This is a genomic window from Megasphaera vaginalis (ex Bordigoni et al. 2020) (assembly GCF_900240295.1).
Lineage (GTDB): Bacteria > Bacillota > Negativicutes > Veillonellales > Megasphaeraceae > Megasphaera > Megasphaera vaginalis.
The window spans coordinates 36,908-50,391 of the sequence record NZ_OEQB01000006.1 but is presented as its reverse complement, the minus strand read 5'-3'; the positions used below and the strand labels follow the sequence as shown (position 1 = coordinate 50,391).

At 51.2% G+C, this 13,484-nt stretch carries 13 protein-coding genes and 1 other RNA gene; 4 read left to right on the top strand and 10 right to left on the bottom strand.

Translation table 11 applies throughout. The features are described 5' to 3' along the window. Positions 1-147: 147 nt before the first annotated feature. The 6 genes from C0977_RS08490 to C0977_RS08465 form a co-directional block, all read right to left on the bottom strand. The gene (locus C0977_RS08490; protein ID WP_234987625.1) at positions 148-1,659 is read right to left on the bottom strand and encodes a phosphomannomutase/phosphoglucomutase; all 1,512 of its coding nucleotides are present in this window, start codon (positions 1,657-1,659) and stop codon (positions 148-150) included. 111 nt (positions 1,660-1,770) lie between these two features. Continuing rightward, positions 1,771-2,691 carry a transketolase family protein gene (locus tag C0977_RS08485; RefSeq protein WP_101913088.1) on the bottom strand — a complete coding sequence of 307 codons (921 nt, stop codon included), beginning with the start codon at positions 2,689-2,691 and terminating at the stop codon, positions 1,771-1,773. Then, positions 2,691-3,509, bottom strand: coding sequence for a transketolase (locus C0977_RS08480; RefSeq protein ID WP_101913087.1), 819 nt, complete (start codon positions 3,507-3,509; stop codon positions 2,691-2,693). The genes C0977_RS08485 and C0977_RS08480 overlap by 1 nt, the downstream gene beginning before the upstream one ends. Before the next feature lie 111 nt (positions 3,510-3,620). After that, complete coding sequence (locus tag C0977_RS08475; RefSeq protein ID WP_234987630.1) at positions 3,621-4,940, bottom strand: NAD(P)H-dependent oxidoreductase; 1,320 nt, start codon at positions 4,938-4,940, stop codon at positions 3,621-3,623. Between the two features lie 72 nt (positions 4,941-5,012). After that, positions 5,013-5,384, bottom strand: coding sequence for a PTS glucitol/sorbitol transporter subunit IIA (locus C0977_RS08470; RefSeq protein WP_101913142.1), 372 nt, complete (start codon positions 5,382-5,384; stop codon positions 5,013-5,015). A 17-nt stretch (positions 5,385-5,401) separates the two neighbouring features. Beyond that, the gene (locus C0977_RS08465; protein WP_101913085.1) at positions 5,402-6,391 is read right to left on the bottom strand and encodes a sugar-binding transcriptional regulator; all 990 of its coding nucleotides are present in this window, start codon (positions 6,389-6,391) and stop codon (positions 5,402-5,404) included. Between the two features lie 148 nt (positions 6,392-6,539). On the opposite strand from C0977_RS08465, the gene C0977_RS08460 reads away from it, so the two are divergent. From C0977_RS08460 to C0977_RS08450, 4 genes are all read left to right on the top strand, one after another. Further along, positions 6,540-7,364: a Cof-type HAD-IIB family hydrolase gene (locus tag C0977_RS08460; protein WP_101913084.1), complete on the top strand. Its 825-nt coding sequence runs from the start codon at positions 6,540-6,542 to the stop codon at positions 7,362-7,364. Positions 7,365-7,453: 89 nt separating this feature from the next. After that, a complete protein-coding gene (locus C0977_RS10890; RefSeq protein WP_023053393.1) occupies positions 7,454-7,615 on the top strand; it encodes a hypothetical protein in 162 nt (53 codons plus the stop codon). A gap of 82 nt (positions 7,616-7,697) precedes the next feature. Continuing rightward, positions 7,698-8,045, top strand: a transfer-messenger RNA (tmRNA) gene (gene ssrA / locus C0977_RS08455). A gap of 84 nt (positions 8,046-8,129) precedes the next feature. Next, positions 8,130-8,600, top strand: a complete 471-nt coding sequence (locus C0977_RS08450) for a GNAT family N-acetyltransferase (protein WP_234987624.1) — start codon at positions 8,130-8,132, stop codon at positions 8,598-8,600. A gap of 89 nt (positions 8,601-8,689) precedes the next feature. Here C0977_RS08450 and C0977_RS08445 read toward each other — a convergent pair whose 3' ends face one another. The 4 genes from C0977_RS08445 to C0977_RS11035 all read right to left on the bottom strand — a co-directional run bounded on the left by C0977_RS08445 (position 8,690) and on the right by C0977_RS11035 (position 13,470). Then, positions 8,690-10,087 (bottom strand): GntP family permease, encoded by a 1,398-nt coding sequence (locus C0977_RS08445; RefSeq protein WP_101913082.1) that lies wholly within the window; start codon positions 10,085-10,087, stop codon positions 8,690-8,692. Between the two features lie 318 nt (positions 10,088-10,405). Continuing rightward, positions 10,406-11,806 (bottom strand): FAD-binding oxidoreductase, encoded by a 1,401-nt coding sequence (locus C0977_RS08440; protein WP_101913081.1) that lies wholly within the window; start codon positions 11,804-11,806, stop codon positions 10,406-10,408. 200 nt (positions 11,807-12,006) lie between these two features. Beyond that, positions 12,007-13,302, bottom strand: coding sequence for a nickel-dependent lactate racemase (gene larA / locus C0977_RS08435; RefSeq protein ID WP_101913080.1), 1,296 nt, complete (start codon positions 13,300-13,302; stop codon positions 12,007-12,009). 15 nt (positions 13,303-13,317) lie between these two features. Next, positions 13,318-13,470, bottom strand: a complete 153-nt coding sequence (locus C0977_RS11035; RefSeq protein ID WP_023053375.1) for a hypothetical protein — start codon at positions 13,468-13,470, stop codon at positions 13,318-13,320. Positions 13,471-13,484: the final 14 nt, after the last annotated feature.

The window sequence follows — 13,484 nt, the reverse complement described above, 5'->3', positions numbered from 1 at the left end:
AAACAGTCTGCATCCATATTCCTGTCATTACCCTGACATAGCGTACCACGATATCATTATTTTTTCAATATTTTTATATAGAACAAACGTAAATATTGATATTTTAGCATCAACAATCGATGATTAATAACTCTATGGAATTAATCGTTATTCCTGCAAGACCTCCGTATCCAGACCGGCCAAACCGGTGAGCAGAGGCCTCAGCTGGCGGCGTATTAATGCACAGTCGCCGCGTTCTTTACTTTCCACATTCAAAGGCATATTGGGATCGTGCAGAGACATGCGCAGCAACGCCCAGCCCTTGGGAAAAACGAGGCGCACGCCTTCATAAGACGGTTCGGCCAACGTAATACCTGCAGCTGTCGCTCTGGCGGCAAAAATCCGCAAGACTTCCTGTCCGTAAGCCTGCACCCCTTCCCTTGTCGTAATCCGTAATCTGTATTCGGCAGACTCTGCCGGCTCCTTTAGCGCCGCAATGATTTCATCCAGAGAACTCCCGGCACGTTTGGCCTGCGTCGCCGCCACCAAGAGTTTGACGGCCAAATAAGCGCCGTCGTCGAGATAATAGTTTTCACGCAATGCGCCATGGCCAGAAGTTTCAATCGCCAGCGGCGAGACGATCCCCTGCCCGTTCAACCGCCGGCATTCATTGATCACATTCTTATAACCGCGCATATACCGATGGTGCTTCAACCCCAAATGAGTTTCCAGGAACACAGTCAACTCATCGGACGTAACGGAATCGGTAACGATCGTACTGCCCGGATAAAGAGGCGCTAAAATGGCCGCCATCATGGCAATCAACGCATTGCGGTTTATTTCTCTGCCGTCCGACAGGACAGCGCTCATGCGGTCGACGTCCGTATCAAAAATAAGGCCCAAATCGCCTTGCGCCTCACGAACGGCACGACTGACGGATGCCATGGCCTCCTTATTTTCAGGATTGGGAACATGATTGGGAAAAGTTCCGTCCGGATCAAGAAACTGACTGCCGGCAATATCGGCGCCGAGAGGAGCCAAAACAGCTGTCGCAAAAAAGCCGCCGGCGCCATTACCAGCATCGACAACGACGTGCATGCCGGCAAGCGGTTCCGCCGCTTCATCGAGACCAAGTGCGCCGCTGATCAGCCGGCGCAGGTGCGCGGCATATAGATCGAGAATCGCCAACTGCGGCACAGACGACGTATCTGCAACGCCTGCCGACAAGTCCGAAGCCCGGCGCAGAACTTCTGTAATCTCGTCTTTTTCCAGGCCGCCGTCAGCGGTAAAAAATTTCAGCCCGTTACGGTTAAAGGGCAAATGACTTGCCGTAATCATAACGGCACCATCCATTGCCGTCTCAGCAAACACGATGGACATGAACATGGCCGGCGTCGACGCCAAGCCGCAATCAAAAGGCTGTACACCCTGTGCCGCCAGCCCGCTCAAAACGCCGTGTTTCATCGTTGCCGCCGAAACGCGCGAGTCATGACCGACGGCGATCTTTAACGCACTGCCGGCTTTACCCGTTTTTGCTGCCAAAAAAGCTGCAAAACCGGCGGCTATCCGGTTGACTGCATCAGCCGTCAAATTTACGTCTTCGCCGGTAACGCCGGCGACGGCAATGCCGCGCACATCACTACCGTTCTGTAAACTCATCAGATCAACTTTTTTTTCCATTTTCCGCCTCCTAACACCGGTTCAAGTTGCTTTTAGTATACCTTACTTCCACTGGACACCAAAGACCTCTGCCGCAAAGCGGCAGAGGTCTTCCCCAATTTTCCCGGACAATTATAAACTTTTTATGGCTTTGACGATCTCATCGGCCGTAAGACTGTATTTTTCCAACAAGTCCTTCGGCGAACCGGATTCACCGAACGTATCTTGAATACCCACGAAAGCCTGTTTTGTCGGCGCGTATCTGGCCAGTACTTCGGCGACGGCAGAACCGAGGCCGCCGATAACGCTGTGTTCTTCAGCAGTAACCACTTTCCCCGTTTTCCGCGCCGAGGCGATAACTAATTCGGCGTCGATCGGCTTGATCGTATGAATATTGACGACACGAATCTGCATTCCTTCGGCAGCCAATGCATCTGCCGCCGCTAAAGCCTTACCGACCATGATGCCCGTAGCGAAAACGACGGCGTCGTCACCGTCACGCAGGATCTCCCCTTTACCCCAGCGGAAGGTATAGTCGGCGCCATGAATATCTTCCACTTCCGCTCTGCCGAGACGGACGTAAACAGGGCCGTCATACGCGACAATCGCTTTAACGGCTTCTTCCGCTTCTTTGGCATCGGCAGGATTGATGACAGTCATATTCGGCAAGCTGCGCATCAGAGAAATATCTTCCACCGCCTGATGCGTCCCGCCGTCTTCGCCGACAGTAAGTCCCGCATGGGTAGCGCAGATCTTGACGTTGAGCTTCGGATAGCAGATGGAATTGCGAATCTGCTCAAATGCACGCCCTGCCGCGAAGATGGCAAACGTGCTGGCCACCGGAATCTTGCCTGCAGCGGCCAGTCCGGCAGCCGTCCCCATCATATCCTGTTCGGAAATTCCCATATCGAAATACCGTTCCGGCGCGACTTCCTTAAAGCTGATCGATCTCGTTGCATTGCCGAGATCGGCATCCAGGACGACAACGTCCGGATTTTTATAGAGTTCCGTTTTCAGCATCTTGCCATATGCCGCACGTGTAGCTGTCCCCATTATGCTTCGCCTCCCAATTCCTTAACCGCCTGCGCACATTGTTCCCCGTTCGGAGCTTTACCGTGCCAGCCTACTTCATTTTCCATGAACGACACGCCTTTGCCCTTCACCGTTTCGGCAACAATGGCTGTCGGGCGACCTTTCGTATTTTTTGCCAAGGCGAGAGCGCTACGAATAGCGTCAAAATCATGACCGGAAATTTCCAGCACATGCCAACCGAAGGCGCGGAATTTTTCAGCTATCGGCATGACCGACATGACGTCTTCATTAGCGCCGTCGATCTGCAGCTTGTTGTGGTCAATGAAAACGGTAAGGTTATCCAGCTGATAATGAGCCGACGACATGGCCGCTTCCCAGATCTGCCCTTCCTGGATCTCACCGTCACCGCAGATAGCATAAACGCGCCAGTCCGCTTTATCCAATTTCGCAGCCAGTGCCATGCCGTTGGCCGCGGACAACCCTTGGCCGAGAGAACCTGTCGACATATCGACGCCGGGCGTATGCTTCATATCGGGGTGCCCTTGAAGCATGGCGTTACACTTGCGGAGCTTCCATAATTCGTCTTCCGGGAAAAAGCCTCGTTCAACCAAAGTCGCATAGAGACCGGGAGCGCTATGCCCTTTGGAAAGGACAAAACGATCGCGATCAGCCATTTTCGGATTTTTCGGATCGATATGCATCGTTTCAAAATATAATACTTGCAGTATATCGACGATGGAAAGGGATCCGCCGGGATGCCCTGATTTTGCTTCGGTCAGCATCTTGACAACGTTTGTGCGTACGTGTGCGGCATGCTGCGCCAGTTGTTCATTGATCATTGTAGTCTCTCCCTCTTTTATGTAAAATGGCTATACCTTGCCTCTGTATAGCAGTCCATCTACAGGATAATACAAATTCGGCAACGAGTAAAGCGCTTCTACCATCCTACCTTACTCCTGCCGTAAAAGCGTCCCCTTGCCGTAAAAACGATCTTGAGCCAGGCGCGTTTGATAAAGCTGCGTTGTCCTGTCAAGCCGAACCATATCCATGGTCAGCAGCGTCCCCTTTTTGACCGGTCGCGTAACGACTGCGTTCTTGTTGACCAGGCCGTAAAGGACATAGCCGCTGCGGTACGTTTCCGCCGCCGTCGCGATCGACCCGTACGTTGTCCAGCCGCCGATGCCGTCAAGATGTTCGCCGACACGCAGATCTTTCTTGGCCACAGTAACGACTTCACTGACGGGCCCGTCCATCGGAACGAGTGTCGCTTCGCCGTCAATAACCGCCTTAGCCACGGTCAGGGGCGTTTCCAAATTGCAGAGATGATACGGCCGATAAAAGGTCCAGAGCGGACCGGGACCTACTTTCAAATAATCCAGTTCAAAGGCGATCTCTTGATTTGCCGTTGACACCGTTACAAAAACGCCCGGCGCGATACCGTTGACATATTCGACGACACCGTGGCGGTTTAAAATACCGCCGTCTTTTTTCAGCCTGAAGAGCCGATTCAAATCGGCGCAGCAATTCGCAGCCGACGCCTGCGGTCCGTGACCGCCGATAACATCGGGCACCAGCCCTGTCGCATTGGACATGGCCGTCATTTCCACCATCGTCTTCGTCCCGTCCTTGAAAGAACAGAGCATACGGGGACTCATTTTGCGCTGCGTCGCCTCCGCACGAACCGTGTCGGGATTGCATTCATAATCAATCACATTGTTTTTGCCCTTGCCTATGACCTTGACTTCCATCCCCATCGCGCGGGCAAAACTGTATAATTCCATGACCGCTCCCGGCTCATCGCCGGCGGACCCGGTGTAAATAACACCGTTGCAATCACCGAGGCGTTTCAAATACGGGCCGACAACAACGTCCGTTTCAACATCCATCATAACGACATGTTTGCCGTTGTTCATGGAATCAACGGCGATCTTTACACCCGCTTCAGGTACACCGGTAACATCGACGACGCAGTCGATGCCGTCAGCTTGAGAAACAATTTCGCTGTCTTCAACGGCAACATAACGACCTTGTTCCAAGTAGCGGTTGGCTTCCGCTACGGTGCCGGCAACGGCAATATCGCCGTCATCAATGCCGGCAAGATGAAAGGCGCCGATGATTTTCTCCAAGCTGTGATCGGCGACCAGCGACGGTCTGATCCCTTTCATCAAGGTCATCTGCGAAACCATGCCGCGCCCCATCTGACCGGCGCCGACAATGCCGGTCCTGATAATTTGACCGCTCTCTTCCCGGCGCAGCAGTTTTATATCCATATTCAGCACAATAAATACGTTCTCCTTCCCGATTCTGCAAATCTTCTCCGTAAATCGCCAAGCGGCGACAGGTCAATAAAATTCGATCGTTTTTCCCGCCGCCAAATCGGCTCGGAGCAATCGTTCATCGCCTTCCAACATAATACAGCCCGGCCGCTCCGGCACCTTGCCGCCTTTAAAGCAGAGCGTACAATGCCCCAACTCCTGCAGCGTATGCATGGCCTCACTGCCGACGGCCGTAACGGAGAAGGCTTTATCACCGATAACGGCCGTATCGCCGACAGCAATGGGAGCGAAAAGTCCGGCCGGCCGGTGCAAAACGGAGATCTCCGCCAATTCAGTCGGAGCCGAAGCGCCGAAAAGAATCAGCGAACGCGTGTCCTGATCGGTGAAGAGATCCCAGGCTTCCGTGCCGATAGTCGTGATTTCAGTATAATATTTCATATAAAAATCCTTTCTTGTCATGCTTCGCGACGACAGTTCGCCGCCGCCTGTAAAATCGCTTCAGCGCAAGCCGCGTCGGTAATCAACGTGTTAACATACCCGCCGCGAACAGCCCCGAGAACGGCGCCGGCTTTCTGCGTGCCGGCCACGATCCCGATGCGGCGCGGCACTTTTTTCAACGCCGCCAGTTCCATTCCCGCCACCCGTTCATTATACGGCCGAAAAGCCGCCGTGCCGCCGACAGCGTCATAGTACTGCAAGCAAATATCACCGACGGCACCTTGCGCCGAAAACGCTTCCAACATATCCTGCGCGACATAGTCCATGTAAAAGACGGTGGAATAGGTGCTGCTCGGCACACCGATCCCGACGAGGACAACATCCAGACGATCAAAAACGGCAAAGATGCTGCGTATCGATTGTTCCCGTTTAAATCCTTCCAGAACCGTTTTGTCGGAAAAGAGGGCCGGCGAAAAAAACTGTAAACACGAAGCACCGTACAATTCGGCGAATTTAGTGACCAGATAATTGGAATGCATTTCCAGCTGGTTTTCGCCGACGCCGCCGATGATCGGCACAAAGGTACAATGAATGGGATTGCCGCCGTTATACGGCGACGTTACGACATTCTGCAGCGACCTCCCCATCGTCACACCGATGTACTGCCCGTCTTCCAAAATGCGATTCAAATAGGTGAGAACAGCGCTTCCTACGGCGCGGCTGATATGATCGCCGGCCGCTTCCAGACGGCTGTTGCCGACGACAATGGCTTCTTGCAGGCAGAATGTTTTCTCCAACTGTCGCTCAAGATCACCGTATTCCACAGCAGCGGGGTTGATAACTTCGATCTTGACGATTCCCCGCTCTCGGCCAAGCTTCAGCATCCGCGATACCGTAGGCCGGGAGACGCCCAGTAAGCGACAAATTTCCTGCTGCCCCAGGCGATCTTCATAATACAGGGTGCAGCACTTAAAGATCAACCTCGCATCATCGACTATTCGTTTCATATGTTGTTCCCTCTCTCCGCATAACCTTCTGCTTTTCATTATACGCCAAAGGGCCCCTGTAAATCCATATGGAGTTAGCGACGACTTTCTTTACGGCCGTATCGTTTCATGCTAGACTTAACAATAACTAACCAAAAAGGAGCAAATCATGACCGCTTATCAAATTATCGCTTGCGACATGGATGAAACCTTGTTGTCCAGCGACGCCACCATTTGCCGGCGCAACATCGAAGCCATTGCCGCAGCCCGCCGTGCCGGCGTCAAATTCGTTCCGGCCACAGGACGGGGCTATGCATCGTTAGAAGGCGTCCTGAAAAGCACGGGACTTTGGCAGCAGGAAAAAGAATATGTCATTTCGTTCAACGGCGGCTGCATTACGGAAAACAAAAGCAACAGGCGTCTATATTGGAATCCTCTGCCGTTTACAACGGCGGCGGCTCTCTATGAAAAAGGGATAGCATACGGTCTTTGCCTGCATGCGTATACGGCGGATACTGTCTATATCTATCGGCCCAGTGCCGCTGAAATCCACTTTTTAAACGGCCGCATGGCCTTTACGGAAACAACGGAAAGAAGCCTGGATTTTCTGGCCGGACAGGATATTGTAAAATTGATTTACATGCATCCCGACATGACTTACTTGCAAAACCTGCAAAAAGAACTGCAACCCCTTCTGCGTTCCGTCTGTGTCAGCTTTTCCAGTAACCGTTATCTGGAGTTCGCCAATGAAGGCGTTACCAAAGCCGCCGCGCTCTATAAACTGGCTGATCTTCTCCATGTTCCGTATGCGGAAACGCTGGCCATCGGCGATAATATCAATGACGCCGCCATGCTCCGCGCCGCCGGATTGGGCGTCGGTGTCGCCAACCTCCATGAAGCAATCCGCGAAGACTGTGACGTCGTGACGGCGGCAACCAATAACGAAGGAGCCGTCGCGGAAGCAATTACCCGTTTTGTACTTAATCATACGTAAAAAGAATTATCTTTCTTTCCTGATTTCCCGTATACTATAGTCAGAGAGTCGGTTATGCTCTCTGCAAGAAGAAAGAGGGGGGTAACATTATGCTGGATAAAGCCAAAGAAGTTCACAACGCCTTGAAGAAGGTATGCAGCGGTTTTGTAAATTCCACATCAGGCGGCTGCTGCGGTCTTGCCTTACCGCCTGAAGAGCAGGGAAAATTACGTGACTTGAAACAGGGCAAACAAAGCGAATCTGCAAAATAAATACAATAACGGACGGTGCAGTATTGCAGCTGCACCGTCCGTTATGCTATACTGATTTTGTACCGATGTATCCCTTTTTCATGGGGATGTAAAGGTTTCGACGTATATGGTTGTATCACGAATAGCGAGCCGGGGTTTCATCTGCCCGAAAATCGGTGAACCGTTTAAATTAAACGCAAAAGAAAACTTTGCATTAGCTGCCTAAGGGCAACTACGTCACTAGCCGCTGATCCTGCGGGCAGTTAGCTGACGTCACTTAGCGGGATACCAATCGGCATCGCCTGGCTGCCGATTCGGGAAATTCACAGGCTATGACAGTCCAGTTTGTCCTTGTACGACCGCTGTCAGACATACCAAACAAGGTCTGCGCTCGGAGAAATTCGTGGGGCGGCATGTACGGACAGGAGTTCGACTCTCCTCATCTCCACCATAAACACGATACGGTCAGACCGTATAAGAAAAACAAGGCATCGACATTCCGTCACATGCCTTGTTTTTTTTTACAAAGGAGGCAATGATGATGAAAATTATTGACGGCTCATCCCGACAGCAGGACGTAAAGGAACTGATTATGGAGTACACGGAAGGATTGCATCTGGATCTGACCTTTCAAGACCTTGCAGAGGAACTGCGGACGCTGGCAAAATATCTGCCGCCTAAAGGGCGCATGCTCCTGGCAATCGACGACACCGGCGCACCGCTCGGCACCGTGTCTTATACGGGACACAGCACGCATCGCTGCGAAATGAAGCGCCTTTACGTCAAACCGGCATATCGCAAAGAGCAGATCGGAAAAAAATTGGCAGTCGAAATCATTCACCTCGCTCAAGGGGACGGCTATTCGGAAATGGTATTGGACACTTTACACACCATGCCGGCGGCAATTCATTTATATCGCGCCTTAGGGTTCAGCGAAATGTCTCCATATTATGATAATCCGCTGGAAGGTGTTATCTTTATGAAAAAAACGTTAAACGATATATGAGATATTTTTCACGTTCTTTTTTTCGTTTTTCTTTCTAACAATACAAAGAACCCGGAATCCGAGCGGATTCCGGGTTCTTTGTATATTACTCAGGCAATACCGGTTGCCATATAGAGGAAAACTGCAAAAAATGCGAAGATTACTTTTAAAACCGTAATTGCAAACATATCCTTATAGGACTCGCGATGTGTCAAGCCACAAATGGCCAACGTCGTAATGACGGCGCCGTTATGAGGCAAACTGTCCATACCGCCGGAAGCCATGGCGACGATACGATGAAGTACTTCCGCCGGAATCCCCTGTGCCGCCGTCGTTTCCAGAAAATGCTGGCCGAACAGATCAAGAGCAATACTCAAACCGCCCGATGCGGAACCGGTAATACCGGCAAGAATATTGACCATCAACGCGGCGTTGAAAAGAGGCATACTGGCGCCGACACCGAGAAGCGCATCAGCAACATGAATGAAGCCCGGCAAAGAGGAAATGACATTTCCGTAACCGACTTCTGATGCCGTATTCATAATCGCCAGCAGCGAACCCAGCGCGCCGGCATTAAGAGCGGCTTTAACGCTCGTGTTCTTGGACATGAACTTACGTCCCGTAACGCAGGCCACAATAATGGCGACCAAAAGACCGATAACGAGGGCCCAGATCGCAACGACGTTGTGCGTGCTCTTGGCCAGCAAAGGCAGATTCATGGCCCGGAAAGGAGCCAACAAGCTTTCATCCCACGCAAAAACCATGGAGAAATAGAAGTTCAAGGCCAAAACAACGATCGGCGGAATAATGGATAACGCGAAGGGAGGCAAAGAAGTCTCCGGATCGATTACCGTTTCATTAAGCGTATGCACGCCATACCCTTCGCCGGCCTTCTCAGCGGCCTTACGGCGCCATTCAATATACGCCAGGCTTGAAGCGACAAGCAGCGTACCGCAGATAATACCGAGAATAGGCGCCGAGAACGTCGTCGTTCCCAAGTAAATCGTCGGAATAATATTTTGAATCTGCGGCGAGCCGGGATAGCAGTCCATCGTTGCCGTAAAGACGCCGGCAATAAAGCAGGCCGGAATCAGCCGTTTAGGAATATCCGCTTCCTTGAACAACGCCGCGGCGAAAGGATAAACGGCAAAGGCACAGACGAACATGGAAATGCCGCCGTAGCAAAGAATCATACAGGCAAAAACAACGGCAAATACGGCTTTGTCACGACCGATAACCTGAATCGTTTTGGTGGCAATGCTGCGAGCCATCCCCGTCTCTTCCATTACCTTACCAAATACGGCGCCTAACAGAAAGACCGGGAAAAACGATTTGATATAGGTTACGGCTTTAGCCATAAACAATTCGGTGTAACCGGGCAAAATCGGCAAATTGGAAACACCGGCAGCAAACAGTGCAAATACCGGGGCAAAGAGGATGACGGAAAAACCGCGGTAGGCAAAGGTTACCAATAAAAACAAACTAAGAACAATTGCAATAATCTCCATATGCTTACTCTCCTTTTTTTATTTTGAGATTAGTAAACTTCGCTCCGAACAATATTTCGCCTGATAAAGAAAATGATTTTTTTCACAAAGTCTCGTAAAATACTACAGACGATACGCCTCGAGCGCAATTATCGGAAACGGTGTTCATCTATCTCGATTCGATACGTACATATTAGCCGATATCAAACTTGAATAAAAGACTAGCCGCATGCCATACGTTGACGCATTTGACCGGTTTTCAGTCAACGAGCGGTCAATACTTTCCTGAAAATCAAAAAAAGAAGAGTGATTCGCACAGAATCACTCTTTTCTGATGCCCTATTGCGGTCCCATAACTTTGCCGGGATTCAAAATCCACTGCGGATCCAGCGCCGTTTTGATCGTTCTCATCACGTCCAATTCTACCGGATCCGTATACCGTTCCATATATTCCAGCCGTTTCAGACCGATACCGTGCTCGCCCGAAAGGCGTCCTCCCAATTGATAAACATACGGATACGCAACGGCACGGAAAGCTTCAACTTGCCTTTTCCACTCGTCATCGCTCAAATCGCATTGCAAAATCTGAAAATGCAGATTGCCGTCTCCGGCATGGGCCAGACAAAAAACGCGGAAATCATAGTTTTTGCTCTCTTCCACCAAATGTTGTATGCAATCGGCAATCTTTGTAACAGGGACAACCAGGTCTTCCGAAGTCGCAACTTTGGAAAATACGCGCGTACTTTCCAGACAATTCCGACGAACCTTCCAGACGCGGTCATCAGCTTCAACGATATCGGTAGCGCCGCATTGTTCACAAATAGCCGCCAGCTTTTCCATTTTTTCATCCAATTCCGTCTCATTGAAGGTTTCAATTGAAATGATATCGTAAAAACCGTCTTCGTAGTGCGGCAGCCGCAATTCACTGTAATCGCTGGCACTGCGGACAAAATTATTGTCCATAAATTCGACGGATGTAGGATTCAATCCCGCCTTGACAAGCTGCGGCACCAGCGCCGTCGCCTTGGCAAGATCGGTAAACACGGCGAGAACATCCAACTTATACGGACTGAGCGGCACAAGTTTCAGCGTCGCTTTCGTAATGATTCCCAGCGTTCCTTCCGAGCCGATAATCAGCTGATCGAGACAAAAACCGGTGGAACACTTCTTCAGCGGCGCTCCCAAATTGGCAATTTTACCGTTCGGTAACACCACTTCGATGGCATACACCTGATGCCGCGTCGTCCCGTAACGAACCGCCTTATTGCCGCCGGCATTCGTGGCCAAGTTACCGCCGATCAGACAACTGTCGGAGCTGCAGGGATCGCCGGCGTACATGAGCTGCTTGGAGCGGGCCAAATTCTGGATGTCAATCGTCCGTACACCGGCCTCGACAACCATGTACATCCCTTCTTCATTGACTTCAAGAATCCGATTCATCCGCTCCATGAGAAGAACGATTCCCCCGTATGCCGGAACGGCGCCGCAGCTGACACTCGTACCGGCACTGCGCGGCGTCACGGGAACAGCAAAGGCATTGGCTACTTTCATGACGGCGGCGACTTCCTGCGTATTGGCAGGCAACACGACGACTTCCGGCGTCCGCCAGAAAGACGGCGCCAAACTCTCATCCGATTTGTATACATCCAACACGGCGGCGTCCGTTTTGACATATTTTTCACCGACAATACGGCGCAAAGCCTGAATAACCTCTTCTGTTACGGGCTGATATTGTTTCATCGCTCTCCATCTCCTTACGAGTAAGACAACAAGACTTGCAACGATAATTCCCTTCTTCGCAACGGGAATATCGTCATTTATTATAGTACACGTTTGCGGTTTTGTCTTGTCTATTTTTACTTTTTTATGTATTTCTTAGAAATCGAAAAAAAAGCAAACTGCCCGTCAAGAATCAGCTTGCTTTTTTTCGTATTGCCTGCTCAGGTTTCGGTCAAAACCGGGAAAGTAGCCGCGGCATGACCCATAATCGTCACAGTATAATCGGTTTTGCCGATCTCTTTGACGGCATCTTCCCAGGCTTCCTGCAATGAATGCGCCGGAATCTGCCCGCTCTGCCGGATAATGTCATGGTTTTCAGGTCGCGTGACGACGTATACACGCTTCATCGAATTGATAATACCGCGGCTCTTGAAAGCGACAAAGGCGGGAATCGTGAAGTCGGCACGCAAATCCCGCTCAAAAGCATCCATATCGCTGCGGAAAAACCAATCGGTAAAAATAGCCGGTTCTTTAATATCGGGACAGTCGAGCGTAAAGATCATAATTCCGCCCGGTTTTGCCGCAAAAACAGCATTCATATGCGCTTTCATGCTCTGATAGAGGTTCATGTCTTTCGGATAGCCGCCGGCGGAGCCGATGATGATATCCGCCTGCTGCGTAATCGGCACGCTGGAAATAGCCAACAAATCGTCGCAGCCTTTTTTCCAGGCTTCATGCCAATGACCGCCAACCACTTCGTAAAGGTCGCCGTCTGCAGTGAACACGGTATTGACCAGAAATGTCGGTTCCAGAAGAGCTGCCGCTTCATACATATCCTGATGAAGCGGATTGCAGGTCAACAGACTCGTCTCGCAGGCCGGATTGCAGCCGCCGCCGACAGTTTCCGTCAAGGCCAGCGAATGGTTATACATGATCGTATCATAGCCGGCCACCCCCGGCAACAAGGCTTTGCGGCCGCCGCCGAAACCGGCCATAGGATGGAAAGACACGGCGCCGGTCAAAATAACCTTGTCGGCAGCGACGACGGCGCGGTCGAAGTACACGTCATTGCCGCAACTCGTCTTGCCGACGTAGGACTGGTTTTCTTTATGGAAACAGTCATGCTGCACAATACGCAGCCGGCGGACCATTTCTTCGCCGCAAACGATCACATCCTCTTCAGGTGTATGCGCCCTGTGCGTCCCTTGCGCAATGACAACGGTAATATCGCGGTCAGCTACGCCGGCAGCGTTTAATTCGTCTACAATGACCGGCAGCATCTGCGCCGTATGAACCAAGCGGGTAATATCACTGACGACGATGGCGACTGTCTCTCCTGGACGCACCAATTCACGCAGCGGCGCACTGCCGACAGGCGCTCGCAACGCCTGCCGGATAGCGGCCGTTTCATCTGTCACGGCCGCCGTCTTACGGCCGTGCAGGTCATAGAGAACATGTGTTTCATCTAATGAAACCGTTTCTGTCTCTTTACCGCAAGGCAAAGCATATGTCTTCATAAACCGATCGACTCCTTAAAATAAATTCCAGCGCCCCATAATCAGCGCGACTAAAACGCGAACAAAGAGCAGGCCGAATAAAATCGTTGCCAGTACAAAAAGAAATTCTTCAAATTCATCCATCGTTTCCGTTTTTTTGTGAAATAACGAAAAAATTTGTGTCAACATAGCAGACCCCTTCC